Source organism: Rhodococcoides sp. S146-33, assembly GCF_059489205.1.
In genome coordinates, this window is sequence record NZ_JCAJWY010000001.1 from 1,273,048 (window position 1) to 1,298,894 (window position 25,847).

A 25,847-nucleotide genomic window follows, 5' to 3' on the forward strand; every position below is an offset into this window, starting at 1 on the left:
CTCTCACATCCTGAAAACGCCGTAGGAAACCGGTTCGAGCGGTGCATTGGCGCACGCCGCCAGAGCCAGTCCGAGAACCTGTCTGGTGTCGGCAGGGTCGATGATGCCGTCGTCCCAGAGCCGGGCCGTCGAGTAGTAGGGGTTGCCCTGACTCTCGTATTGATCGCGAATCGGAGCCTTGAACGTCTCTTGGTCTTCCTCCGACCACGGATTGCCCGACGCGTCCAATTGGTCACCTCGGACCGTAGCGAGCACCGATGCGGCCTGTTCACCGCCCATCACCGAGATACGCGCGTTCGGCCACATGAACAGGAAGCGCGGCGAATACGCTCTGCCGCACATGGAGTAGTTGCCCGCACCGTACGAGCCGCCGATGACAACGGTGATCTTCGGGACGCGGGCGCAGGCCACTGCCGTCACCATCTTCGCGCCGTGCTTGGCGATGCCGCCTGCCTCGTAGTCTCGGCCGACCATGAAGCCGGTGATGTTCTGCAGGAAGACCAATGGGATGCTGCGCTTGTCGCACAGTTCGATGAAATGTGCGCCCTTCATGGCAGATTCGGCGAACAGGACGCCGTTGTTGGCGATGATTCCGACGGGGTGGCCGTGGAGGTGGGCGAATCCGGTGACGAGTGTCTTGCCGTATTCGGCTTTGAACTCGTCGAATTCGCCTGCGTCGACCACGCGAGTGATCACTTCACGCACGTCGTACGGGGTGCGCGGATCGGTGGGGACGACGTCGTAGATTTCGCTCTGATCGGCGATCGGTGCACGGGTGGTGACGACGTCCCACGGCTGCGCGGTGCGGGGTCCGAGGGTGGAGACGATGCGGCGCACGCGTCGCAATGCGTCTCGATCGTCGTCGGCGAGATGGTCGGTGACACCGGAGATCTTCGAGTGCAGATCACCACCGCCGAGTTCTTCGGCCGTGACAACTTCGCCGGTTGCGGCCTTCACCAGTGGTGGGCCGCCGAGGAAGATCGTGCCCTGGTTCTTGACGATGATCGCCTCGTCGCTCATCGCAGGTACGTAGGCACCGCCCGCGGTGCAGGAGCCCATGACGGCAGCGATCTGCGCAATTCCTTTGGCGCTCATGTTGGCCTGGTTGAAGAAGATGCGACCGAAGTGGTCACGGTCGGGGAACACCTCGTCCTGACGCGGCAGGAATGCGCCGCCCGAGTCGACGAGGTAGATGCACGGCAGGGTGTTCTGCAGGGCGATCTCTTGAGCGCGGAGGTGCTTCTTGACCGTCATCGGGTAGTAGGTGCCGCCCTTGACGGTGGCGTCGTTGGCGATGATCACGCACTCGCGTCCGGAGACTCGGCCGATGCCGGCGATGACACCGGCACCGGGGCATTGGTCGTCGTACAGACCGTTGGCGGCCAGCGGTGCGATTTCGAGGAAGGGGCTGCCGGGATCCAGGAGCTCGTCGACGCGATCGCGGGGGAGCAGTTTGCCGCGGGCGATGTGCCGCTCCCGTGACTTTTCGCTACCGCCGCGAGCGGCGACGGCGAGCCGTTCGGAGAGTTCGCTGGTGAGATGCTCGTGATCTGCGCGGTTGGCCGCGGTATCGATCGCCATGAGATGCACGCCTTAGGGGTCGGACGTCGGTGTCTAACAAGTTCAGTTAATGATTGATAACTGACACGATAGTAAACTACGATTAACTGAGTGTCCAGAGTCGAGGGGGTGTGAGAGTTGGAAGCAAAGCCGACGACCGTGCGCGAGCAACGTAAGGCCGAGCGTCGACAGCAATTGCTCGACGCCGCCGCATCGTTGTTCGCCGATCGTGGGTTCACCTCCGTGCGGCTGGAGGACTTGGGTGCGGCAGTGGGAATCAGTGGTCCCGCCGTCTACCGCCACTTCCCGAACAAGGAGGCGGTGCTCGTCGAGCTGATGGTCGGAATCTCGGAGTATCTGCTCGACGGCGGTCGCGAGGTGATCGGTTCGCGGAAGGTCGATGCCGGCACGGTGTCGGCTCTGGTCGATTTCCACCTCGATTTCGCCTTCGAGACACCGGCATTCATTCGCATTCAGGATCGCGACCTGCAGAGCCTGCCTGAGGGAGCGCGACGCAAGGTGCGACGCATGCAGCGCGAGTACGTGGAACTGTGGGTCCAGGTGCTGTGCGCCGTCGACTCGGAGTTGAACGAGGCCGATGCGCGCACCACGGCGCATGCGGTCTTCGGCCTGATCAACTCGACGCCCTACAGCGCAGGGCGCACGCCGTCGCGCAGCGCTCGGCCGGTGCTGCGAGCGATGGCACTGGGGGCGTTGAAAGCACTGACCTGAGCGCCCACAATTCGAGTCGAGGATCGCGATCCCGTCTGCGGACGCAAATAGTGGACACTCAGCGCACCTGCGCTCCATAGGAAGAGCAAACCGTCGTTATCGGAGACAATGATCGACATGACGACCCAACTATCGCGTGTCGAACTCGGCAGACGGCAGAGTCGATTCACTCTCGACGAGGTTCCTCGGCTGCTCGCGATGGCCGGCTTCATTGCCGCGTTGCATGTGATCGGGTGGGGCCTGTTCACCCACTACGACTCCATTCCGAGTATTCACGGCCTGACGGGAGCCGACGGCACCCTCGTCTACGCCGGAGCCGGCGTGTTGGCATACACCCTCGGTCTGCGGCACGCGTTCGACGCAGATCACATAGCCGCTATCGACGACACCACCCGCTTTCTGTTGCAGAAGGGCAAGCGGCCGTTGGCCGTCGGGCTGTTCTTCTCGCTCGGGCATTCGACCGTCGTGTTCGTGTTCGTTGCCGCGATTGCCTTCGTCGCGTCGCAGGCGACGGCGTTCCAAGATGCCTTCGCCGGGGTCGGCGGCATCATCGGCACGTTGGTGTCCGGAACGTTCCTGTATCTCATTGCCGCGCTGAACATCGCGGTCCTCGCCGGGATCGTCGGGGTCTGGCGGCGGGCGAAGCGCGGTGAGTTCACCGAGGCCGGGCTCGACGAGTTGCTGGCCAAGCGTGGCCTGATGAATCGACTGTTCCGGGGCCGCTACGACAAGATGATCAACCACTCGTGGCAGATGTACCCGCTGGGACTGCTGTTCGGCCTCGGTTTCGATACCGCTACGCAGGTCGGTCTGCTCGCGATTGCCGGCACGACCGCGATCGCCGGCGGACTCCCCCCGATGGCGATCATCGCGTTGCCGGTCCTGTTCGCCGCGGGTATGACCACGATGGACACGATCGACGGCGTCTTCATGTCGAAGGCGTACGGCTGGGCATTCGTCACCCCGGTCCGCAAGATCTACTACAACATGACGATGACAGGCCTCTCGGTCTTCGTAGCCCTGGTGATCGGGACGGTGCAGCTGCTGACGTTGCTCGCGGAGCAGTTCGAGCTGACCGGTGGACTGTGGGACGCAGTTGCCGTCATCGATCTGAACCTCGCCGGCCAGCTCGTCGTCGGCACGTTCTTCGTTGTCTGGATCGGTGCGGTCGTGTATTACAAGGTGGCGCGCATCGACGAACGCGGTGGCGCGCTCGGCCACTCGAATGCAACGGAGACCCAGTGATCGCTCGTCGTCGGATCGGTGCCCTTGCAGTAGTCGCAGCGCTGGCGTCGAGCATGGCTTCCGGCCTGCTGGCCGCCCCGGCCTCCGCGGCGCCGGTGATCACTCAGAACATCGGTGACGTTGTCTCCAGTCGTCCGCTGCCACAAGACTTCTGGATTCCCGGTTCGTCCTCGGCCGAAGTGCTCACCTATGTCACCACCGATACGTTCGGTGAGAAGGCACTCAGCACCGGCACCGTTTTCCTCCCGCAGGGCACGGCCCCCGATGGCGGTTGGCCGGTGATCTCGTGGGCCCACGGCACCTCCGGACTCGGTGACGCGTGCGCGCCGTCGGTCGCGGGACCGGCATTGGCCGAACGCGATCTGCCGTACCTCGGTAACTGGCTCGCGCAGGGATACGCCGTTGTGGCCAGTGATTATGCCGGCCTCGGAACGCCTGGTCTGCAGGCATATCTGGACGGCAGGACCACGGCACACAACGTGGTCGACATGGTGAAGGCCGGCCGGAACTACAGCGATCAACTCTCGCGCAAGTGGGTGACGGTGGGTCAATCGCAGGGCGGCGGCGCAGCGATCTACACCGCTCGGTATGCAACCGAATTCGGTGGACCGGATCTCGACTACCGGGGCGCAGTCGGCACCGGAACCCCCGCGTACATCGAGAAGCTCGTCTCGATCGGTGGGCCGGGTATGCCGCCGATTGCACTGCCGGCCGGTCTGACCGCATACGTCGCGTACATCGGTGCTGCTCTTCGCTATTCGCATCCCGAGCTGGGCTTGGACGGCATCCTCACCCCCCTCGGAAAGAAGTACGCAGCTCTGGCCGAAACGGCGTGTGTGGCGGACCTGGAGGAACAACTCGCCGGCGTGAAGATCGGCGATTTCTTCACCGCGCCGCTGACCGGCCTGCCGGGATTTACCGCCGTGCTCGACGACTACATGGCCATGCCCGAGTCAGGTTTCGACAAGCCGTTCTTCATGGGCCACGGTCTGCGAGACACAGATGTCCCGTTCCCGACCACCGCCGCGTACGTCGCCGCACTCACCGCGAACGGTCAGCCGGTGACGTTTCGGACGTACGACGCCGACCACAGCGGAGCGCTCGTGCAATCACAGGCCGACACCATCCCGTTCGTCGCAGCGCTCTTCCGTTAGGTCACCGGCCGCTTGCTGGGCAGTCCGTATGCCCGAGCCGTGAACTTCTCCAGCACGGTGCGCGGCAGCAATCGTTGGGCGAGGAAGACTGCAGGCGCATTGCTGCCGACGGCGTAGATCGGGAGGGTCTTCTTGTCCTCGACCGCTCGAAGCACGGTCTTGGCGACCGTCTCGGCCGAAATGCCCTGTGCCTCTTTGGCGTCGAGCCGTGAGATGACCGTGGTGAAATCGCGCAGATACGGTGAATGCGGTCCGCAGTACTTGGTTCGGCGAGCGGAGAGCCCGGTGGCGATCGAGCCGGGTTCGACTGTGGTGATATCGATTCCGTACGGCTCGAGCTCGTACCGCGCCGCGGTCGCGAACCCCTTGATCGCCGCTTTGGTCGCGGCATACGAGGAACGGTAGGCCAGGGGGAAGCTGGCGAGCATCGATCCGATGTTGATGATTCTGCCGCGTCCACGCTCACGCATGGCCGGTACTACGGCCTGGGTCAACTCGATCGCGCCGAAGACGTTGAGCTGGAACAGTCGGGTGATCGCCTCGATAGGGAGTTCTTCGATCGGTCCGCACTGGCTCTCGCCTGCGTTGTTGATCAGTACATCGACCTCCACGTCGCCGAGCCCTTCGACGAAGGCCCGGATGGAAGCCGGATCCGTCAGGTCCAGATCGCGGTAGTCGACGCCTGGAATCGGGTCGACCACCGCAGAGCTGTTGCGGCTCGTCCCGATAACGCGAAAGCCGCGGGCGATGAGAGTTTCGGCGATGGCCTCGCCGATTCCCGACGTCGCTCCGGTGACAATTGCAGTATTCATCTACGCCTCTTCGATGCAGTGCTTCTGGTCTTCGGTGCAGTGACCTGAGCCGTGGGTGTCGGTCGGTCGGCGCGTCGGAGCGTCGTGGTCGGAACTCGGGTGTGCAAGGCCGGTACCGACTTGCCCGCTGCCATGACGGTGCGGTCCGGTCGCACGATGGCCGCCACTGCCCGCCCGCGCCGCAGCCACAGCCCGAGCTCGGAGGATGCCGCGACCTCCACCACAACGGCCCCGCGGCGATCCACCTCGCGCCGCTGTTCGACGGTCAGCGGGGTGGTCGAGAGGAACATGAACTGTCCCGGTGCGCGATCATCGAGTCGCATCCCATTGTCCAACAGGCTGTTCGGGCAGAGTTGTCCAGCGAGTGAGTGAGGCTGCAGCCGAGATCGCAGGACGTACTGCGACCCGACGAGCGAGGGCGTGGTGCTCGCGGTGACCTTCTCGCCGATGATCGGAAGATGTCCGAGGACGGGCGCGATGTTGGCCCGCATGACGCCGGTGAGCTTGCTCCCGCCGGTCATGGCCCGCCCCATCGTCACGGCCAGCCTGATCATGGCCTTGGCGTGCGTCTTTCGTTCGATCTCGTAGCTGTCCAGCGCGGACTGGACCACGTGTCCGTCGAGTGCGCCGACCACCTTCCACACCAGGTTGCGGGCGTCGCGCAAGCCCGCTCCCATTCCCTGACCGATGAACGGCGGCGTCAGATGTGCGGCGTCGCCCAGGACGAAGACCCGGCGATCACGCCACCGATCGGCAATCTGTGCCTTGAAGGTGTACTCGGCGCTGCGAATCAGCTTCATCTCAGGGATCTCCGCCGCAACGAACCACGGTGCGATCAGTGGGTGAATGGCCGAGAGATCGGTGAACTCGTCGAGGGTTTCGCCATCGAGCATCTGGAACTCCCAGCGGTAGCGCGTGGTTCCGATGCGCATGTACGTCGCCGATCTCACGGAATCGCACACCTGGTGCACACCGTCCCACTGATCGAGGTCGACATCGGCCTCGATATCGACGACCAGCCAGCGCTGCTCGAAACCGAGATCCTCCATCTTCGAGCCGACGGACCTGCGCACCACACTGTTGGCACCGTCGCACCCGAGAACGTAGTCCGCGGTCACCCAATGCGGCGTTCCGTCCTCGGTGGACGTGTACGAGACCCGGACGCTGTCTCTCAGATTCTGCACATCGGTGATCTCGCAGCCGCCGCGCATCGCAATGCCGTCGTAGCGAGCGACATGAGAACGCATCAGACGCTCGAGTTCGGGTTGATCGAACATGTTCGCCTGCGGATAGCCGTGTGGTCGAGCATCCGGATCGCGCTCGAACTCGGCAAGGGTCCTGATGTCCTTGGTGCACAACCGCAATCCGCGTCCGGGACGGGATATGGCTGCAAAGTCCTCGCCCAGTCCCAGGTCGCCGAGGATGCGGTACACCTCGTCGTCGAGGTGTACCGCGCGCGGCTGTGGGTAGACGTCTTCCCACCTGTCCAGGACGAGGCAGGGGACGCCGTACTGCGCCAGCAACAATGCGGCGGTCATTCCGGTCGGCCCTGCACCGACGATCACCACCCGGTGGTGCGCGCCGTCGGGCTCGTGTTCGCTCATCGGTAGGAGACCCGGGTGCGCTGGACACCCAGATCGAGGGCACCGTCGGGAGTCGAGCTCGTCAGTTCCAGAACGTCGCCGTCCTGCAGGAAGTCGGGATTCTTGGCCTGCTTCTTGAAGAACACCTTCCACTTGAGCGCCGGCGGGATCAGCGATCCGATCATCTCGATCGGCTTGGCGGGAGCCTTGAGGGCGGTACCGCCGGGTGTGCCGGTGAGCAGCAGGTCGCCGGGATCGATCCGCTGGAACTTGCTCAGCGCCTTCAGTGATTCGACCGGCCGGAAGATCATGTCTGCGACCGTACTGTCCTGTCGGACAGTGCCGTTCACTCGGAGCGTCATGGCCAAATCGCCGAATCGATCGAACTCGCCCTGCTCGAGCAGTACCAATCGTGGGCCTACCGGAGTGAAGGTGGGGTACGACTTACCCTCGTAGAACTGAGTTTTGGGCAGCTGGACATCGCGCGCGGAGACGTCGTTGGTGAGCACGAGTCCGGCAACGTACTCGGCCACATTGGTGGCATCGATCTTGGTGCCGACGGTCAGCGTCTTGCCGAACACCAGCCCGATCTCGATCTCGTAGTCGAGCAGTTTCACGTGCGGCGGCTTGACGACGTCGTCGGTGGGGCCGCTGATCGAACCCGAGGTCTTCCGGAAGAACGTCAGCGGCACCGTCTCGGGGTTCATGCCCGAATCCTTGACGTGCGAGACGAAATTGGTCATGTTCGCCATCACACGGCACGGTGCGGTGACCGGGGAAACGAGCGAGAGTGTCTCCACCGCAACGACATCGGTACCGGTGCGCGCTGCGTCCACGGCTGCGCGATCGGCGAGAAGCTCGGCAGTGGTGGTTGCCGTCGTGTCGATGCGGGACGCTCCGGCCGGGGTCTCGACCCACCAGGCGTCGGCGGTGCGTAGTACAGCGATGCTCATGAGGAAGCCACTTTCATCAGGCCGCGAAGGCGTTCGGTATCGAATTCGTTGTCGTTGCGGAGCGAGGAGAGGATCGATTTGAGCTCGTGCAGAGACGATTTGCTCGGCGCGATTCCGAGAAAGTCCTTGGACGCGGGCGGACCCCACTGGGCCAGGCCCGACGCCGTCATCGGTGCCCAGCCTGGTTCGAGTGAACTGTCGAACATGTCGCCGTCGCTGAAATGCTCCACCAGGAAACCGTCGGGATCGCGCCAGTAGTCGAAGATCTGGCTGCCCTGAATATGCCTGCCGATACCCCAGGAATGCTTGTACCCGTGCGCGGTGAGGAATTCGCCACCGGCGGCGATGGCGTCGATGTCGGTCACCTGATACGCCGAGTGCACGTACCGGTCCGACGGGCCGAGAGTCATGGCGAGCGTGTGATGATCGGACGGGATGCTGCCGCGGTCGCATCGGATGAAGCTCATCACCGGTCCTCGGTCGCGTTGGCCGTCGTAGTAGAGGAAATCGCTGACGATCAGTCCCAGGTGATGCAGATACCAGTTGAGGTTCTCCAGGTAGTCGACGCGCTGCAGCACTACGTGCCCGAGACGTTGCACTCGTGCCGGCTGATGCGGCGGACGCTGAGTGGCGTTCACTCGGTTGCGGGGATCGCCGAAGTTGTAGGTGTGTGTGTCCTGGCCCGGAAGCTCCGGGTGTTCGGTGTATCCCGAGACGACCTGAACGGGCTGGCCGCCCGGATCGGTCAGAGTGACGGCGATACCGCCCAGGGTGTCGGGCAGTCGGTGGACGCGCTGGCCGGTGGCCTCGGCGAGTCGGACGACGTCGGCATCCTCGGCGGCGGCGAATGCTGCACCGACGAAACGCGTTCGCTTTCCGCGTCGGATGATCACGCACGGTGAGCCGACGTGAGTGCCGCGAAGGTGAATCTCCTCGGACGTGCGCAGTGAGACGGTGAATCCGAACGCCACGGCGAACGCCTCGGCCTTGGCCAGATCGGGTTTGCGGAACTCGAGCCAGGCGATGTCGCGCACCTTGATGATCGGGTCGGTGGCTTTCCCCGGGTGTTCGCCTGGTAGCGCGCCCTGATCCACATGCATGTTCTTGTGGCCGTCGACGTCGTGTCCCATCAGCCCTCCCTTGTTGTTGACACTATCGTCACCTATGACTACTAAGTCAGTCAAGGGTATTGACAAATTCGTCAGCGGTGAGGAAGGGTCAGTGAACAGACCGGCGTAGACAGAGGTGTGGAACATGGTGGAGACGCAGAATCGCCTCGAGCGACGGAAGGCTCGCACCCGTGGCGCACTGATTGCGGCCGCGCAAGGCTTCATCGCTCGGGGCGAGCTGAATGCTCCGATCGCGGAGATCACTCAGGCAGCCGACGTGGGGATGGGTTCTTTCTACAACCACTTCGTCAGCCGCGAGCAGTTGTTCCAGTCGGCGGTCGACGGTGCCTTGGAACAGCTGGGGCGATACCTGGACTCGTTGACCGACGACGACGCGGATCCTGCCGAAGCGTTCACTCGATCGTTCCGCATTTCCGGAAGAATTTTTCGTTTGCAACCGGAACTGAGCCAGGTGCTCATCCACTCCGGCCCCGAGTTGATCACGTCGCAGCACGGCCTGGGTCCACGTGCGGCGAGAGACATCGTGGCCGGAATCGGTGCAGGTTATTTCCGTGTCGAGGACATACAGCTGGCCCTGGCGTTGGTGGCGGGGGCTTTGCTCGGTTTGGGCCAGCTTCTGCTCGAGCAACCCGATCGTGACGACGCCGAGGCCGTGGACCGGATGGCGTACACCGTGCTGCTCGCACTGGGAGTGTCCGACAGTGACGCCCAGGACCTGTGTGCGCTGCCGCTGCCGCCGATGAGCGACGTTCCCAGCGTGGGTAACGAGACCGAGTAGCTCACGATCGCACGAATATCACAGTGCGCGAACCTCTTCCAGATCGCGGATGATCCGAGCGATCGCACCGTTGTGGACGAGCCGACGTTCCACAATCGGGTTCAGTACTCCGCGGAACCAGAAGTACGGCATCCACACAGCAGGGGCGATGACTCGTGCCCGGCGGGTGCGGACCGCGCGTACGAGCAACTCCGCGGCGCGCCGAGAGGGCAGACGTCGGCTCAGTGGCCACGGAAGCAATCCGCCGATTCGCTGACCGATCGGGTCGTCGTCGAGGGTGTGACGCGCCAGGTCGGTGTCCACCACTCCGAAGTACGCAAGACCGGCCGATGCGCCGACGGCTGCGAGTTCGATACGCAGAGCACGTCCCAGCTGTTCCACCGCCGCCTTGCTCACCATGTATGCAGACCCGCCCATGCCGGGAGTGAATGCAGCACAGGACGATACGAGCAGAATATGGCCACCGTTCGCGACGATCTCGTCGGCAGCAGCCCGCACGATGTTGAGCACGCCGCCGAAGTTCACTGCCAGCACCGAGTCGAAGACGGCGCGGTCGATCGACCGAATCGTGCCGGGCGGCGGGGTGATACCGGCATTGGCGATCACGATGTCGAGACCGCCGAAGGCTCGCACAGCGGCCTGTACGCACTCCGCCATGGCGTCGGGGTCGGTGACGTCCCCGGTCAGCATCAACACTCGTGCCGACTCTCCTGTTTCGGTCGGGAAGTCTCGATCCACCACGGCCACGGACGCCCCCGCGGTCACCAGCGTCGCTACGGTTGCAGCTCCGATGCCGCGTGCGCCACCCGTGACCAATGCAACCTTGCCGGTGAGGTCCATGCGGTTGTTCATACGAGCTCCTTCGTGGAGTCGACCGTCGCACTGCGGCAGTGATAATGGTCGAGCTCGATGGTGGACATGCGACGAGTGAAATTGCGGACCGAGCCCGGCCAGTAGGTGACGTTGCGGCCCGACGGGCTCAGGTAGTAGCTGCTGCACCCGCCCGAGTTCCACACCGAACCGGCCAGTAGTTCATCGGTGTGATCGGCGAACTCGGTCTGCGCGCGCCTGCTCACTTCGAGCGCCGAGATCGCGTGGGAGTCCATGGCGCGCAGGGCCGCCAGGATGTAGTTCACCTGTGCTTCGATGGTGACGACCTGCGAGGTGTACACCACCGAATTGGGGCCGAGCAGCATGAAGAAGTTCGGAAAGCCGTGCACCGTGGTCCCCCGATACGACGACATCTCGCCGCCCGGCCACGCGTCCGCCAGCGAGATTCCGCCTCGCCCGACGATGCGTCGGAAGCCCGAGTGACCGGCTACGGTGAATCCGGTTCCGAGCACGATGGCCTCCACTTCGTGGACCGTGCCGTCGGTCGTGACGATTCCCTCGGGCACGATCGCTTGTATGCCGCTGGTCTCGACCGTGACGTTCTCTCGGCACAGAGCCGGGTAGAACTTGTTGGAGAACGTGGGCCGTTTACAGCCGAATGCATAGGAAGGCGTGAGCTTCTCGCGAAGAACCGGATCCTTCACCTGACGGCGCAGGTGCGCGCGCCCGAGTGCGGTCAGTGGGGCCAACAGGGAACGGTGCCGAATCAATCCCGGCACCAACGCTTCCTGGAACAGGTCGAACATCCGACGCAGGGCGCGCTGAGCCGGTGGGAACTTCTCGAACAGGGATCTGCCGGATTCGGAGATGGGCCGGTCGGGGTGCGGAAGAATCCACGTCGGTGTCCGCTGAAACAGCGTGAGGTGCCCGGCCTCGGGGGCCAGCCGCGGGACGAACTGCACCGCCGATGCACCGGTGCCGATGACGGCGAGGCGTCGCCCGTGCACCGAAAAGTCGTGGTCCCAGTTCGCAGAATGAAACACTGTGCCCGAGAAAGAATCCAGTCCTGCGATAGTGGGTGTGGCGGGTTCACTGAACGGGCCGAGGGCTCCGATCAGGATCCGAGAAGTCCATGTCCCGCCGCTCGTGCGTACCACCCACTGCGCTCGCTCGTCGTCCCACGTGGCGTCGAGCACGTCGTGATCGAACCGGATTCGATCACGGATTCCGAATCGGTCGGTGCAGTCGTCGAGGTACTGCTGTATCTCGGGCTGCAGCGGGTACAACCGTGTCCATTTCGGATTGGGCGCGAACGAGAACGAGTACAGCGCCGACGGAATGTCGCATTGGGCCCCGGGATAGGTGTTCACGTGCCACGTTCCGCCGACGGCGTCGTCGCGCTCGAAGACCAGGAAGTCGCTGCGACCTTCTTGCTCGAGCCTGATCGCGGCACCGAGGCCGCCGAAGCCGGCACCGATGATGGCGACGTCGATATGCCGCACTCCAGAGTCGTTGTCGGTCATGATGTGTGGCTCCTTCTACAGATCGAGAACGACGACGTCGCCGTCGACCGCGCCGCGTGAGACGCACAGGGTGAGTGAGCTTTCGCGCTCCGTGCCGCTCAGCACGCGATCGCGATGGTCGACGCGTCCGCCGGTGAGGCCGACGACGCAGGCACCGCAGAAGCCTTGGCGGCACGAGAACGGCTGATCCGGGCGGACTCGTCGGAGAGCGTCGAGGGCGGTCTCTTGTGCGCCGACCTCGACGGTGTCGCCGGAACGTGCGAGCTTCAGCATGAACGGATGACCGTCGACCACGGGGGCCGGCGCGAACAGCTCGGTGTGGAACTCCCGAACCGCGGTGCTGCGGACGGCCTCCTCGCGCAGCCGGCGCGAGAGTGCCGCGGGTCCGCAGACGTACAGGGCCGAGGATCCCATTCCGAGATCGACGATGTCCTCAGGAATCGGAAGTCCCTCGACGTCATCCGTTTTCACGATCACGTGGCCATGCGAGACGAGGGCCATCTGCTGCAGTTCGGCGACGAACGGCAGACTGGCACGCGATCGTCCGTGGTAGTAGAGCGTCCACCGTCTGCCTTCGGCGACTGCGCGTTCGATCATGGACCGGATGGGGGTGATGCCGATGCCGGCCGCCACGAAAAGGTAGTGCTCGGCGGTGGCCATCGGAAAAGCGTTGCGAGGTCCACGAACTCGCAGAACATCTCCGCGGGAGAGGGTGTGGATCTCTGCGGAGGCCGTGCCGCCGGGTATCTTGCGGACGCTGATGCGGTAGCGGTCACCTGCGCCGGGACGCCCGGTGAGCGAGTACTGCCGCATCGAACCGGAGGGGGTGCTGACGTCGATGTGTGCACCGGGGAGCCACGTCGGCAATGCAGCTCCGTCGCTGCGGCGGAGCAACAGTGAGCGCACGTCCTCGGCCTCGTCGACGATGTCGTCGATGGTGGTCTCGAATTCGTAGCCGATGCATCGGCGTGGTCGTGCCGGGGACAGAGCGGTCACGAGGGACGAGTCGGTCACCAATCTGGCGTACATCCGTGAGGCGGCAGCGATCGCTCGCAGACCGCGACCGGGTTCGCTCACCGTGATCTCTCCCAGATGGCTGTGAATCGGAGACGCTGCGCTCGTCGATGCTGTGGTCGTCACCGCTGAGCTGCCAGGGCCGCGGGGGACACTGCCAGGTATCGCACGGCCTTGTCGATGTCGCCCATCGTCGACGGGTGAAAGCCCGGTCGGATGTAGAGCGCGAGTTGTACGAACAGGAAAGACAGGCCCGGAATCAGACTTTTGTGCGACGCCCGGGCGAACGCAAGAGGCCATGGCGTGCGCATTCTTCGGGTGCGCGGGGTGGCCACCGAATTCTTGTACAGGTAGGCGGCGGTGCTGAACCACAACACGGCCAATCCCGCGCTGGCTATCACTGCGGTGCGGGCGCGGCGAAATTCACCACCGTCGACGTACTGGAATGCGTCGAAGGCAACGTTGCGGTGTTCCAGTTCCTCGGCTCCGTGCCAGCGAAGCAGGTCCAGCATCGTCGGGTCGACGCCGATGCGGTCGAATTCGGAATTGTCGAGCAACCATTCGCCCACTACGGCAGTGAAATGTTCTGCTGCTGCGTAGATCCCGAGGCGCTCGTTCAGCCAGGCCTTGCCCGCGCGCCCGGTGAGGCCGTGATCGCCGAACACCACACCCACTGCGAATCGAATGCGCTGCAGGATCGGCTCGATGTCGACGCCGTGCGCCACGAGGTACGTACGAAAGCTCTCGTGCGACGACGCGTGGGTGGCTTCCTGTCCGACGAAACCGACGACCTCCTCGTGCAGTCTGCGGTCGTCGATGTAGGGCAGCGCGAGGGCGAACACGTCGGCCATCGCCCGTTCGCCCTCTGGGAGCACCAGGTGCATGACGTTCCAGAAGTGCGTGGCATACCACTCGTCCGGAATGTACTGCAGCGGAACGCCGGTCCAGTCGAACGTCACCGCGCGGGCCACGATCGCGTAGGACTCGTCCAGGTGGCGCGCATTCGGGTCGATCGCTCTGTCACGAGACATTCGAGCTCCATTCGTCGAGATGCTGATGCGCTGATGTTACATAGCAACAGATACTGTTGCAATGTTGCATTCGACCATCGGGGATGCCGTTAGGATCGGACGATGCATCCAGACGGTGACGACGGGCCGATCCTCGATGCCGCGTTGGAGTTGTTCGGCGAGGTCGGCATTCCCAGAACGACCATCGGTGACGTGGCCAAGCGAGCCAAGATCAACCGGGTGACCGTCTACCGCCGCATCGGCTCCAAGGACGAGCTGGTGCGTGCGGTCATGGCCCGTGAGTCGACGAGACTGTTCGTCGCGGTGGCGGAAGCAGCCGCCGAGCAGACGTCACAGGCGGATCGAGCCGCGCACGGCTTCGCGACGACGATCGATTCGGTTCGAACCAACCCCGTTCTGCTCAAGATGTTCGATTCCGAGAGTGCATTGGTGCTCGAACAGCTGACGACCAATGCGTCGATGCTGCTCGCGTCTGCAATAGACGCGGCCACGCAGATCGCGCGTGGAGAGGTGGATTCGGACCGGTTCGCGATACCCGATGCTCCGGAAATCGTGGTCCGCGTAGTGCATTCGATTCTCTTGACGCCTGCTGCCGGTGCTGCGCTCGAGACGTACGACGAGTTGCTCGCCTTCGCGCACCGCAGCATCGTGCCGTTGCTGGTCAGCGACGACCACCGGGACGACTAGTCAGGCGGGCTTTCGAGTCGACCGACTGCTCGTGTTCGACAGCCGCACGATCGGCCCATCGAGTCAGGGTGTCCGCTCGTACGAGTCGAGAACCCGAAACAGTGCGTCGCGCAATGCAGTTCGATTACCACCCGGTGTGGGCCTGGCGATCTCGTGCAGGGTGTAGCCGTCGATCAAGGCCAGGAAATGCCGTGCCGGTAGATGTGGTTCCGGGATGCCGAATGCCCCGAGTGCGGCCTCGGCCGCCTCCTCGATCATCCGCATGATTCGATGTACCGAGTCCGCCAGCTCGGGCCGTCTGCGCACGGCAAGGTACGCCTCGAACTGGACGAGGGAGTCGTCGTCCTCGGGGGAGGACAGCAGCGAGACCAGGTCCATGATCGCGTCGGCGAGATCGTCGCGGGTGAGCCCACCGGCGTGTGCAACGTCGAGCAGAGCGGTGACCTTTGCCGTCACGTTCTCGGCGATGCGGGTGATCGCTGCGTCGATGAGTTCACCGACCGAGCCGAAGAAATAGCTCGTGGTCGACGGCGGGAAGCCGGCGGCGTCGGCGACGGTCCGAAACGAGACGCGTTCGAGTCCGCGTGTTCCGATCACGCCGATGGCGGCGTCGACCAGCGCGTCGCGGCGCTCCTGGCCACGTGCGTATCGAGTCTTTCGGCGCTCTTCGGTCATCGATACAACGTAGCCGGGGCGCTGTCGTATACGCCCATCGCAGTGCCCTTCAGCAGGCGCTTTCGGCCAATCCTGGCCTAGTGGCCAATATTGAGCTACTGTCGCCGCTACATCGAACAGCCCTGAAAAGGAGCACCCATGACCGACATCCCGGAAGCCTCGCGTGTGGACGTAGTGGTCGTCGGCGCAGGGCTCGCGGGTCTGACCGCCGCGAGAGACCTGACAGCAGCGGGCCTGACCGTCCAAGTTCTCGAAGCCCGAGATCGGGTCGGCGGGAGGACGGTCAACCACACGATCGGCAGAGACGCTGTGGTCGAGACCGGTGGGCAGTTCGTCGGTCCGACGCAGGATCACATCCTTCGCCTGGCCAGGGACGTCGGCGTCGGGACGTTCCCGGCGTACGACATCGGTTCGAGCGTCTACGTCAAGAACGGACGCGCCCGACGGTTCGCCGGTGGTGTCCCACCCGACCCCCTCTCGCTACCCGACGTCGGGATGCTCGTAGCACGGATGGATCGAGCTGCCAGGCAGATTTCCGTGGACAGACCGTGGGATGCGCCCCGAGCACACGAGTGGGACACCCAAACTCTGGCCACCTGGGCTCGTCGCCACGCGGCCACCGACGGTGGAGTGGAGCTACTCGACATCCTGCTCGGCTCGGTGTTCGGCGGCACGGCTGCCGACGTTTCCGCGCTCTTCGGCTTGGCGTACATCGCCGGGGCGGGCAACGAGTCCACCCCCGGCACCGTCAACCGATTGATGAGTGTAGCTGGGGGAGCGCAACAATGGCGCTTCGTCGGCGGCTCCCAGGCGATCTCGATCGCACTGGCCGAGCAACTCGGTGACGCCGTCCGGCTCGACAGCCCGGTGCGCCGGGTGGAGCAGTATCCGGATCGAGTGGTGGTACGAACCGATACCGAATCGTGGAGCGCCGGATCGGTCGTCGTTGCGATTCCGCCTGTTCTGGCCACCCGAATCGACTGGAGTCCAACACTTCCCGCAGCCCATGAGGCGCTGCTCCAGCGGATGAACTTCGGCGGCCTGGCCAAGTGCGAGGCCGTGTACCCCGAACCGTTCTGGCGCGCGAGTGGGCTCTCCGGCCAAGCTCTGTTTCGCGACAGCGACATCCCGGTGTCCTCGATGTTCGACAACTCGCCGCCCGACGGAAGTCAGGGAGTACTGATGGGATTCGTCGGCACCTGGGGTGCACGCCACCGGGGCGGCCGAAACTGGTCGGACGGTAACGACGCCGAACGACGCGGCGAGGTTCTTCGCGCATTCGCCTCCGCGGTGGGGCCGCGCGCGCTGGAACCGACCGAATGGATCGAGCTGGACTGGACTCGCGAGCAATGGACCCGCGGCGGGCCCACCGCGGTGCTGGCCCCCGGAGTGCTGACCGAGCTCGGCCGGTGGCGAGACACCGTGTTCGGACGAGTGCATTGGGCAGGTGCCGAACACTCCGACTACTGGAACGGATACATGGACGGCGCCGTGCGGTCGGGTGAAAACGCAGCAGCAGAAATACTGTCGACCGAAGGAGAACTCTCGTGGAACAACGCTTCGTAGTTTCGGCCCATCGCACCCTTTCGGTGAGCCCGGAAGAGGTGTGGGCACTGACCAGCGACACCAGTCGTTATGCGGAGTGGGTCACCGACGTCCGGTCGGTCACCACGCATCACGGCACTGCACGCACGGGCGGTGTGTACACCGAGGAGGTGGCAGCGCTCGGCCGCTTCACCACTCACGCCACCTGGACCGTCCGGCAGCTGGAAGCGAATCGACTGCGAGTGGATTCGGGGCAGGGTTTTGCGCCGCTCACCAACGTGGCGAACGTATTTCGATTCGCGCCGCTCAGCGGCGGAACCTCCACCGCGATGACCTTCGAGTTCTGGTTCGATGTGGCTCCGAGCTGGTTGGGACGTATTGTGCGGCCGATCGCGACGGCCGGGATGTCCGCACGATTCGACGTTTCGATGTGCAACCTCGAGGCGCTGATCCTGTCCGAACGAACAGCGACGATCCGATGAGAGAATCGGCCGAAGTCCTCACCCTCGGGGTGCACGTGCTCGACACTCTGGTGCGGCCGGTCACCGAGATACCCGACGGTCAGCAGGCCGTACTGGCGGAGCAGATCGCGATGTCGGCGGCGGGTACGGCCGGTGGCACCGCCCTGGTGCTGGCCCGGCTCGGTGCCGCTGTACACACCGCAGGAGTCGTCGGTACTGATTCGGCAGGCACGTTCTTGCTGCAGCTCCTCGCCGGCGACGGAGTGGACGTCTCTCTGGTGCACCGTATGAACGGGGTGCAGACCTCGGCGTCGGTGTTGCCGATTCGGCCGGATGGCTCGCGACCGGCCTTGCACGTGATCGGTGCCAATGGCTATCTGTCTCAGCATGTTCCGTGGAACATGTTTCACAACGTCGACTTCCTGCATCTCGGCGGACCGGAGTTCTTCGGACCGGACACTGCGCGCGACATCGCGCGCCGCGCCCACGAGGACGGCGTTGTCGTCACCGTCGACAGTCTGGCACCGTCCGTTCCGGAGGGACTCGGTGCGTTCGCCGCCGCGCTGCCTCACGTGGACTACCTGCTGCCGAACGACGAGCAGGTCCTCGGCTGGACCGGCTGTGCAACCCTCGAGGAGGGGTGCCGCCGGCTGCTCGAACTGGGAGCGTCCTGCGTCGTTGCCACTGCTGGTGCGTCGCCCACTCTCGTCGTCACGGCCGAGGATGCCGTCGAGGTCCCCGCATATTCCGTCGACGTGGTGGACACGAGTGGATGCGGAGATGCGTTCTCGGCAGGCTTCGTTCGTGGCCTGTCCCTGAGCATGAGCGTCGTCGAGTCAGCGGAACTGGGCAATGCGACCGCGGCGCAAGTGGCGCAGGGTCTCGGTACGGATTTCGGCACCTATGACCTCGAATTCGTTCGGAAGTTCGCTCGCACGTGCAGGACCACCTGATGTCGACCGACACCGGTGAACTCCGGGAGTCCGTCGCGGCGATCGCCCGGCACCTGGGCCGACGGGGTCTGGTACTCGGTACCGCCGGCAACGTCAGCGCACGTGTGGATGATGTGGTGGCGGTGACGACGACCGGCTTGGTGCTGGCAGACGCCACGATCGAGGACATCACGCTCGTCGGGATGGACGGCGTCGTGCGCGCAGGTGCGTGCCAACCGACATCGGAACTGGGCCTGCACCTGGGCATCTACGCATCGTCCGAGGTTCGGGCGGTGGTGCATGCGCATTCTTCTGCGGCCGTGGCACTTTCGCTCGTCGCGGACGAGCTGCCGCCCGTGCATTACGCGCAGCTGGCACTCGGCGGCAGGGTTCCGGTGGTGCCGTTCGCGCCGTTCGGCACCGCCGAGCTCGCGAACGCGGTGGTGGCGGCGATGCAGTCGAGGTCGGCGGTGATCATGGCCCACCACGGCTCGGTGGCCACCGGACACGACCTCGGTACGGCGCTTTCGAACATAGAACTGCTCGAATGGCTCTGCGAGGTATACCTATCGGCCGCGTCGGTTACACACCCGCGTGCCCTGAGCGACGAACAACTCGCGGCGACTCTGAACGAGGTGGTGCGTCGAAACTACGGATTCCCGGCACCTGCGCGGACAGACTGACCGAGTACCGGTACGGCCGACCGCCGTGCGCGGACCTCGGTGGTCACCGGGACGCTTCGAGCGCGTCCTTCGCCACGTGCGCATTCCGCAAGTCGCGCTTGAGGATTTTGCCTGCCCCGCTCATGGGAAGAGCAGTGACGAACTCGATGGTGCGTGGGGTCTTGTACCCGGCAACGTAGCCACGAGTGTGCTCGATCAGTTCGGCCGTAGTTGGTGAAAGTCCCTCGGCCAGAACAACACAAGCGTGTACTCGCTCGCCCCACTCCTCGTCGGGCACACCGATCACGGCGCAGGCCAGAACGGCGGGATGACGGCTGAGCGCACTCTCCACCTCTGCGCTGTACACGTTCTCGCCGCCGGTGATGATCATGTCCTTGAGTCGATCGACGACATACAGAAAGCCGTTGGAATCCAGGTAGCCGACGTCACCGGTGTGCATCCATCCGTCACGAACGGCAGCTGCAGTCTCTTCCGGCTTGTTCCAGTAGCCCAGCATCACGTGTCCACCGCGGACGCAGATCTCGCCGACCGAGCCGGTGGGCACCTGCTCGTCGTCGGGTCCGAAAATTTGGATCTCGGAGTGTGGAGCCGCGCGCCCGGCCGAGCCGATGCGTTCTCCGACATGATGTTCCGGCCACAGTAGAGACGCGACCGGTGCAAGTTCCGTCATGCCATAAGCCTGAGTGAGGCGGGCCTGTGGAAGCCGGGCGAGGGTGCGTTCGAGGACGCCGGCGGAGATCGGAGATCCTCCGTAGAGCACGCGGCTCAGCGACGAGGTGTCGAACTGGTTCAACGCGGGGTGATCGACAAGCAGTTGAATCATCGTGGGCACCAGCAACACGTCGGTGATGGAGTGCCGGGCGATTGCGCCGAGGACGGCCGTCGGCTCGAAGAACGGAACCATGACATGGGTGCCACCGAGCATGACCTGACCCACCCATGCGGCCAGATCGGCGAGGTGGAACATCGGGGCGGCATGGAGAAGAACGGAGGCGTCGTCGAGCAGCTGACCGGTTGCCACCGTTCCCAGGCCCGAGGTGACCAGGTTCGCGTGGGAAAGCATGACGCCCTTGGGAAATCCGGTGGTGCCGCCGGTGTAGAACAGACCGGCGAGTGCGTCGCCACTGCGTCGCACGTCGGGAACGGGATCGTGGGAGGCGACCAGATCTTCGTACGAGACCATCCCGTCCGGTGTGGCACCGTCCCCGCAGTAGACGACGGTGGCCAAGTCGGGACACGACGAGCGTAGAGCCGGAACCATCGCGCCGAAGGTGTCGTCGACGATCAGAACCTTGGTCAGAGAGTCGTTGAGCGCGTAGGCGACTTCAACGGGGGACCACCGGATGTTGACGGGATTGAGGACGGCGTCGGCCCACGGGACCGCGAGCAGGTACTCGGAATAGCGGTCGCTGTTGAACGCGAGCATTGCCACTCGATCGCCGTTCTCGACTCCGATGGAATGCAGGCCGGCTGCCAATCTCGCTACGCGGTCGATCTGCTCCGAGAAGGTTCGCACGCGATCACCGAATACCGTTGCTGCGCTATCAGGTGTGGTGGATGCGGATCGATGGAGTCCTTGAGTGAGGTACATGGCGAGGTCCCTTGTGGAAGAGGGGCGACGTGCGCCCGGTTGAATACGGTCACAGTTCCACCTTGTTGGCGTAGTGTCAATAGTGGCGGCATGCGATGATGCTTGGAGCCACACTTCGAAAAGAGTTGCCCGGCTAACGTTCTGGGGCGTCGTCGAGAGAACGTGCCGTGGCGAGAACGGTGACGAGCACGTCCGTCAGCAGTATTTCCACCTGTTCGCGGGTCAGAGTGCCCCGCACCAGCCACTCGCGGCCTGCCGCCTTGACCATGCCGCCGAACGCCCGCACTGCCGACGTGGCAATGCGTCGGTCGCCCCGGCGCGCCTCGAAAGCAGTTGCGTCCAAAACGCGTTCGGCGGCAAGGTCGTCGGCGTCGTCCAGAATCTGGGCCACCTGTTCGTCCACGCCCGAGCCGCTCGCCACCGACACCCACGCCGTTCCGTGTGTCTCTATGACGCCCACCAGCCAGTGCACACTGCCACGGGCGCGCTCTTCGAGCGAACCAGTGGGCAGATGCACATCCTCGATCGGCGGCACGGTGACCAGATAGCGAACGCACTCGAGATACAGATCGCGTTTACCGCCGATGTAGTGGTGGATGAGCCCGCGTGCGACACCCGCAGACGCCGCCACGTCGGCCATCGACACCTCGGCGTACGGCTTGTCGCCGAACAACCGGACGGCGGCGGCCAGAATCTGCGTTCGGCGCTCGTCCGGTTCCAGGCGGTTCCACTTGGGTGTACTTGCAGCCGGCATGGTTCTCATGATTGCACCGAAGCGACCGAGCGTGACCTCAGAGGTACCGCTCGGTGCGTGAACGCAGCGAGCTCGGTACGACGAACCTGTCGCCGTACCGGGCCTGCAGCTGGTCGGCCCGGCGCACGAATCCCGGAAGTCCGCCGTCGAACTGATTGACGAACTGCAACACACCGCCGGTCCAGGCCGGGAAGCCGATACCGAGAATGGAACCGATATTGGCGTCGGCGACGCTTCGTAGGACGCCCTCGTCGAGGCACGCGATCGAATCCAACGATGGGGCGACGAGCATCCGATCCATCATGTCCTCGAACGGAATTCCGTGATCGGGGCGGTGGTAGTGCTCCATCAGGCCCAGCCACAATCCGAGCTTGGTGCCGTCCTCGGCGTACTCGTAGAACCCGCGTCCTGCCTTGCGACCCGGACGGTCCAACTCGTCGACCAAGCGATCGACCAGGGCGTACGAATTCGAGACGATCCATGGGCGACCCTCGGCGTGAGCAGCTTCGGCCATGCCCTCACGGATGTGTCGGGACAGGGTCAACGAAATCTCGTCCATCAGAGCCAGCGCACCGGACGGGTAGCCGGCCTGCAGTGCAGCCTGTTCGACGGTGGCCGGGTGTACACCCTCGGCGACCAACGAGATCGCCTCGTCCATGAATCGGCCGATGACCCGAGTGGTGAAGAAGCCGTGACTGTCGCCGACCACGATCGGCGTCTTGCCGATGAGCCGTACGAAGTCGAACGCGCGGGCCAGTGCAGAGTCACTGGTGCGTTCCCCTACGACTATCTCCACCAACGGCATCTTGTCCACGGGGGAGAAGAAGTGCGTGCCGATGAAGTTCGAGGTTCGCGTCACGCCCCTTCGACAATTCGGTGATGGGCAGCGTCGAGGTGTTGGAGCACAGCAGTGCGTCGGCGGTCAGGTACTTGTCGACCGCCTCGAAAACACTCTGCTTGACGGCGGCATCCTCGAACACGGCCTCGACCACCAGATCGCACCCCTCGGCATCGGCCGCGTCGGAACTGGGCGTGATGAGCGCGAGCACCGCATCGGCGTCGGCCTGGGTCGTGCGTCCGTTTGCGATAGCTTTGCCGAGAGTCGCACGTGCGTAATCCTTTCCGCGCTCGGCGGACTCGATCGAGACGTCGCGGAGGATCACCGGAACCTGTGCCGAGGCGACGACGTAGGCAATGGCGGCACCCATCATTCCGGCCCCGATCACCAGCACCTTGTCGGGGACGCGATGGGGTTCGGCCGACGGGCGGGAAGCACCCTTGGTGATGGAGCCGAGATCGAAGAACATCGACTGGATGAGGTTGCCCGAGATTGGCCCGCAGGCCAGCGAGGTGCAGTGGCGAGTTTCGACGAGCGAGGCGGCCGCGAAATCGAGCACCGCCCCTTCCACAGCCGCGGCAACCACCGCGATCGGAGCGGGCATCGGCGCGCCCTTGACCTGCTTCCGCACGGTGGCTGTGAAGGCCGACAGCTGTGCGGCCACGGCCGGCGACTCCGCGGTGCCACCCGGAATCACGAATCCTGCTCTGTCCCAGGGTTGTACAGCGTCAGGGTTGGCAGAGATCCAGGCACGCGCGTTCGCCATCATCTGCTCGTGGGTGTCGACGACCTCGTCGACGAGTCCATGTTCGAGTGCCTGGCTGGGCCGGTATCGCTGACCCTGGCCCAGTACCGTGGTCAGCGCTGTGACGATGCCGAACATGCGGACGGTTCTGGTGACTCCGCCGGCCCCGGGCAGCAACCCGAGGGTGACCTCGGGTAACCCGAACCGAGCGGTGCTGTTGTTCAACGTAATTCGATGGTGGCAGGCCAGAGCGATCTCGAAGCCGCCGCCGAGTGCGGTGCCGCCGAGTGCTGCCACAACCGGTTTGCCGAGCGTCTCGAGACGGCGGAACTTGTCCTTGGTGAAATCGAGTGCGTCGGCGATGGCCGCGTGGTCGGATGGACCGGCGTCGCGCAGCAATTCGAGGTCGCCGCCGGAGAAGAACGAATCCTTCCCCGAGGCGATGATGATGCCGTCGTAGGCATCGAGGTTGGTCTCGATCCAGTCGACGGTCTGCGCGAGCGATTCACCGAATGCAGCGTTCATGGTGTTGGTGGACTGCGTCGGGTCGTCGATCGTCAGGACGAGGATTCGGTCGGTGCCGACCTCTCAGGTGATGGTGGAAGTCTGTAGCGCGGTTGAGCTGTTCATCGGATCCTCAGGTCGGTGCGAGTACTAGAGAGAGCGAGAGATGAGGTCTTTCATGACTTCGTTGGCACCGGCGTAGATGCGGGCGATACGGCCATCGACGAACATTCGGGCGATGGGGTACTCCTCCATGTAGCCGTAGCCGCCGAAGAGTTGCAGGCAACGGTCGACCACTTCGAACTGTCGGTCGGTGGTCCAGTACTTGACCATCGCGGCCGTCGTCACGTCGAGGGAACCCGAAATGTGCTTGGCCAGTGCGTCGTCGACGAAGGTGCGAACGACGCGGCCGATGGTCGCGCATTCGGCAAGCTCGAATTTCGTGTTCTGCAGGTCGAACAGGGTCTTGCCGAAGGCGCTGCGCGACTTGGTGTAGTCGACGGTCTGTGCGACGGCGGCGTCGATCATCGCTGCGGCAGCGATGCCGCAGATGAGGCGTTCCTGGGGGAGTTGCTGCATCAACTGCGCGAAGCCGCGGCCCTCTGCTTCGCCCAGCAGGTTCGCGGCTGGGATTCGGAGTTCATCGAAGGTGAGTTCGGCTGTGTCCTGCCCCTTCTGGCCAATCTTGTGCAGCACGCGTCCGCGGTGAAAACCGTCGGTGTCGTCGGAGACTTCGGCGACGAGCAGCGACAGCCCTCGCGCTCCGGCGGCCGGATCGGTTGTGGCGGCGATGATGGTCAGGTCGCAGTGAGCTCCGTTGGAGATGAACGTCTTTCCGCCCGTGACCACGTAATCGTCGCCGTCGCGTACCGCGCGGGTGGTGATGCCCTGAAGGTCGGATCCGGTGCCCGGTTCGGTCATCGCGATCGCGCCGATCCACTCTCCCGAGCACAGCTTCGGCAGCCACTGCTGCTTCTTTTCCTCGGAGGCGTAGGCCAGGAGGTAGTGCGGAACGATGCCGCTGTGCACGCCGAGCTGCATGGCCGAGTCGCCGGAGCGAACCTGCTCCTCGAACAGCACCGCCTCATGGCGGAAGTCGCCACCGCCACCGCCGTACTGCTCGGGTACCGACATGCCGAGCAGCCCTAGGCTGCCTGCGGTTCGGTACACCTCGCGGCTGGGCCGTCCGGCCGCGGCGAATTCCTCGCGACGGGGCGCGACCTCCTTCTCGAAGAATCCTCGGGCGAGCTGTCTGACATCGGAGAGCTCGGTGGTGAGGTCGTCACTGGTGCGGTCTGCGAGTGCAGTCATGGTGGGTCCTTGGCTCGACGCGCGCCCGCTTATTGTTGGCGCAATGCCAACAACGATGCACCGACGTGCCTGCGGATGTCAACAGCGGGCGGGTCGACTCGATCCGGCTGGCCCGGGACAAGTCGGTGTTGACACAAGTACTTATGCGAGTACTTTATTACTCATGCAAGTACCACTCGAGCGGCAATCGGTCACCAACCGGGCGCGACGCGAACAGATCGTCGCTGCCACCATTGAGGTGATCGCCTCCGAGGGGTATCGCGCAGCCACGTTCCAGGCCATAGCCGCACGCGCCGGGATCAAGTCGACGCGGACCATCTCTTATCACTTCGCCGGTCGTGACGAGCTCATCGAGGCAGTGGTCGACAGCGTCTTGGCGACCGTTCGAAGCTTCATGTCCGGTAGGTCGGCAGGTCCGTTCGGCTCGGCCGGCGATGCTCTGGAGAGCGCCATCAGAACTACGGTGGCGCTGAACTCTGCACACGGATCGTCGATGCAGGCGCTGATGAGCATCTTTCTCGAGCATCACCCTGAAGGAGGGTGGGCCGCCTACGGACCCGCCGAAGAGTCGGCCGCGATGTCGCCGATCCAGCAGATTCTGACCGATGGTCAGAACTCCGGCGAGTTCACCGAGTTCGATACGTCGATCATGGCCGCCACCATTCAGCGCTCACTCGACGGCATCGCCTTTCTGCTGCGGACGCATCCGGACCTGAACCTGGACCACTACGCGGACGAACTGGTGGCGATCTTCCACCGTGCTACGAAAGGCTGA

The 25,847-nt window shown here is 64.3% G+C and carries 23 protein-coding genes and 1 pseudogene; 10 read left to right on the top strand and 14 right to left on the bottom strand.

What is annotated here, in order from left to right:
• Positions 1-3: 3 nt before the first annotated feature.
• Positions 4-1,581 carry a carboxyl transferase domain-containing protein gene (locus tag AC5WEY_RS06105; RefSeq protein WP_495645100.1) on the bottom strand — a complete coding sequence of 526 codons (1,578 nt, stop codon included), beginning with the start codon at positions 1,579-1,581 and terminating at the stop codon, positions 4-6.
• 117 nt (positions 1,582-1,698) lie between these two features.
• Between AC5WEY_RS06105 and AC5WEY_RS06110 the strand changes: the two genes are divergently transcribed.
• From AC5WEY_RS06110 to AC5WEY_RS06120, 3 genes are all read left to right on the top strand, one after another.
• Positions 1,699-2,292, top strand: coding sequence for an SACE_7040 family transcriptional regulator (locus tag AC5WEY_RS06110; RefSeq protein ID WP_495645101.1), 594 nt, complete (start codon positions 1,699-1,701; stop codon positions 2,290-2,292).
• A 117-nt stretch (positions 2,293-2,409) separates the two neighbouring features.
• Positions 2,410-3,537: a Nickel transporter NicT gene (nicT, locus tag AC5WEY_RS06115; protein ID WP_495645102.1), complete on the top strand. Its 1,128-nt coding sequence runs from the start codon at positions 2,410-2,412 to the stop codon at positions 3,535-3,537.
• A 53-nt stretch (positions 3,538-3,590) separates the two neighbouring features.
• Positions 3,591-4,691 carry an alpha/beta hydrolase family protein gene (locus tag AC5WEY_RS06120; RefSeq protein WP_495645538.1) on the top strand — a complete coding sequence of 367 codons (1,101 nt, stop codon included), beginning with the start codon at positions 3,591-3,593 and terminating at the stop codon, positions 4,689-4,691.
• On the opposite strand, the gene AC5WEY_RS06125 is transcribed toward AC5WEY_RS06120, so the two are convergent.
• From AC5WEY_RS06125 to AC5WEY_RS06140, 4 genes are read right to left on the bottom strand one after another with little or no spacing between them, the layout of a single operon-like run.
• Positions 4,688-5,503 carry an SDR family oxidoreductase gene (locus AC5WEY_RS06125; RefSeq protein WP_495645103.1) on the bottom strand — a complete coding sequence of 272 codons (816 nt, stop codon included), beginning with the start codon at positions 5,501-5,503 and terminating at the stop codon, positions 4,688-4,690. The two genes, AC5WEY_RS06120 and AC5WEY_RS06125, sit on opposite strands and share 4 nt — an antisense overlap.
• On the bottom strand, positions 5,500-7,107 hold the full coding sequence (gene mhpA, locus AC5WEY_RS06130; protein ID WP_495645104.1) for a bifunctional 3-(3-hydroxy-phenyl)propionate/3-hydroxycinnamic acid hydroxylase MhpA: 1,608 nt from the start codon (positions 7,105-7,107) through the stop codon (positions 5,500-5,502). Before mhpA ends, AC5WEY_RS06125 begins: the two co-directional genes overlap by 4 nt.
• Complete coding sequence (locus tag AC5WEY_RS06135) at positions 7,104-8,039, bottom strand: fumarylacetoacetate hydrolase family protein (protein ID WP_495645105.1); 936 nt, start codon at positions 8,037-8,039, stop codon at positions 7,104-7,106. The genes mhpA and AC5WEY_RS06135 overlap by 4 nt, the downstream gene beginning before the upstream one ends.
• A complete protein-coding gene (locus AC5WEY_RS06140; RefSeq protein WP_495645106.1) occupies positions 8,036-9,169 on the bottom strand; it encodes a VOC family protein in 1,134 nt (377 codons plus the stop codon). Before AC5WEY_RS06140 ends, AC5WEY_RS06135 begins: the two co-directional genes overlap by 4 nt.
• Before the next feature lie 124 nt (positions 9,170-9,293).
• Between AC5WEY_RS06140 and AC5WEY_RS06145 the strand changes: the two genes are divergently transcribed.
• Positions 9,294-9,947 carry a TetR/AcrR family transcriptional regulator gene (locus tag AC5WEY_RS06145; protein WP_495645107.1) on the top strand — a complete coding sequence of 218 codons (654 nt, stop codon included), beginning with the start codon at positions 9,294-9,296 and terminating at the stop codon, positions 9,945-9,947.
• 18 nt (positions 9,948-9,965) lie between these two features.
• Here AC5WEY_RS06145 and AC5WEY_RS06150 read toward each other — a convergent pair whose 3' ends face one another.
• The 4 genes from AC5WEY_RS06150 to AC5WEY_RS06165 are packed head-to-tail and all read right to left on the bottom strand — an operon-like array spanning position 9,966 to position 14,346.
• Positions 9,966-10,799, bottom strand: a complete 834-nt coding sequence (locus tag AC5WEY_RS06150; protein ID WP_495645108.1) for an SDR family NAD(P)-dependent oxidoreductase — start codon at positions 10,797-10,799, stop codon at positions 9,966-9,968.
• Entirely contained in the window at positions 10,796-12,301 is a 1,506-nt protein-coding gene (locus AC5WEY_RS06155) for a flavin-containing monooxygenase (RefSeq protein WP_495645109.1), read from the bottom strand. The genes AC5WEY_RS06150 and AC5WEY_RS06155 overlap by 4 nt, the downstream gene beginning before the upstream one ends.
• A 15-nt stretch (positions 12,302-12,316) precedes the next feature.
• Positions 12,317-13,378, bottom strand: a complete 1,062-nt coding sequence (locus AC5WEY_RS06160) for a PDR/VanB family oxidoreductase (RefSeq protein ID WP_495645110.1) — start codon at positions 13,376-13,378, stop codon at positions 12,317-12,319.
• A gap of 59 nt (positions 13,379-13,437) precedes the next feature.
• Entirely contained in the window at positions 13,438-14,346 is a 909-nt protein-coding gene (locus tag AC5WEY_RS06165) for a metal-dependent hydrolase (protein ID WP_495645111.1), read from the bottom strand.
• Between the two features lie 102 nt (positions 14,347-14,448).
• Here AC5WEY_RS06165 and AC5WEY_RS06170 point away from each other — a divergent pair, with 102 nt between their 5' ends.
• Complete coding sequence (locus AC5WEY_RS06170) at positions 14,449-15,033, top strand: TetR/AcrR family transcriptional regulator (RefSeq protein ID WP_495645112.1); 585 nt, start codon at positions 14,449-14,451, stop codon at positions 15,031-15,033.
• 63 nt (positions 15,034-15,096) lie between these two features.
• Here AC5WEY_RS06170 and AC5WEY_RS06175 read toward each other — a convergent pair whose 3' ends face one another.
• Positions 15,097-15,708: a TetR/AcrR family transcriptional regulator gene (locus AC5WEY_RS06175; protein ID WP_495645113.1), complete on the bottom strand. Its 612-nt coding sequence runs from the start codon at positions 15,706-15,708 to the stop codon at positions 15,097-15,099.
• Positions 15,709-15,846: 138 nt separating this feature from the next.
• Between AC5WEY_RS06175 and AC5WEY_RS06180 the strand changes: the two genes are divergently transcribed.
• Genes AC5WEY_RS06180 through AC5WEY_RS06195 form a run of 4 tightly spaced genes read left to right on the top strand, consistent with a single transcriptional unit; the run spans position 15,847 to position 19,329 of the window.
• Positions 15,847-17,274, top strand: a complete 1,428-nt coding sequence (locus tag AC5WEY_RS06180) for a flavin monoamine oxidase family protein (protein WP_495645114.1) — start codon at positions 15,847-15,849, stop codon at positions 17,272-17,274.
• A complete protein-coding gene (locus AC5WEY_RS06185; protein WP_495645115.1) occupies positions 17,256-17,735 on the top strand; it encodes an SRPBCC family protein in 480 nt (159 codons plus the stop codon). The genes AC5WEY_RS06180 and AC5WEY_RS06185 overlap by 19 nt, the downstream gene beginning before the upstream one ends.
• Entirely contained in the window at positions 17,732-18,667 is a 936-nt protein-coding gene (locus tag AC5WEY_RS06190) for a carbohydrate kinase family protein (protein ID WP_495645116.1), read from the top strand. Before AC5WEY_RS06185 ends, AC5WEY_RS06190 begins: the two co-directional genes overlap by 4 nt.
• Positions 18,667-19,329, top strand: coding sequence for a class II aldolase/adducin family protein (locus tag AC5WEY_RS06195; RefSeq protein WP_495645117.1), 663 nt, complete (start codon positions 18,667-18,669; stop codon positions 19,327-19,329). Before AC5WEY_RS06190 ends, AC5WEY_RS06195 begins: the two co-directional genes overlap by 1 nt.
• A 43-nt stretch (positions 19,330-19,372) precedes the next feature.
• Here the strand turns inward: AC5WEY_RS06195 and AC5WEY_RS06200 are convergent, their stop codons facing one another.
• The 4 genes and pseudogenes from AC5WEY_RS06200 to AC5WEY_RS06215 form a co-directional block, all read right to left on the bottom strand.
• Positions 19,373-20,920 carry an acyl-CoA synthetase gene (locus AC5WEY_RS06200; protein WP_495645118.1) on the bottom strand — a complete coding sequence of 516 codons (1,548 nt, stop codon included), beginning with the start codon at positions 20,918-20,920 and terminating at the stop codon, positions 19,373-19,375.
• Between the two features lie 133 nt (positions 20,921-21,053).
• Positions 21,054-21,683 carry a TetR/AcrR family transcriptional regulator gene (locus tag AC5WEY_RS06205; protein ID WP_327213069.1) on the bottom strand — a complete coding sequence of 210 codons (630 nt, stop codon included), beginning with the start codon at positions 21,681-21,683 and terminating at the stop codon, positions 21,054-21,056.
• A gap of 28 nt (positions 21,684-21,711) precedes the next feature.
• Positions 21,712-23,827, bottom strand: a pseudogene (locus tag AC5WEY_RS06210) (3-hydroxyacyl-CoA dehydrogenase NAD-binding domain-containing protein).
• A gap of 84 nt (positions 23,828-23,911) precedes the next feature.
• A complete protein-coding gene (locus AC5WEY_RS06215; RefSeq protein ID WP_495645119.1) occupies positions 23,912-25,072 on the bottom strand; it encodes an acyl-CoA dehydrogenase family protein in 1,161 nt (386 codons plus the stop codon).
• A gap of 163 nt (positions 25,073-25,235) precedes the next feature.
• Here AC5WEY_RS06215 and AC5WEY_RS06220 point away from each other — a divergent pair, with 163 nt between their 5' ends.
• Complete coding sequence (locus AC5WEY_RS06220) at positions 25,236-25,847, top strand: TetR/AcrR family transcriptional regulator (protein WP_495645120.1); 612 nt, start codon at positions 25,236-25,238, stop codon at positions 25,845-25,847.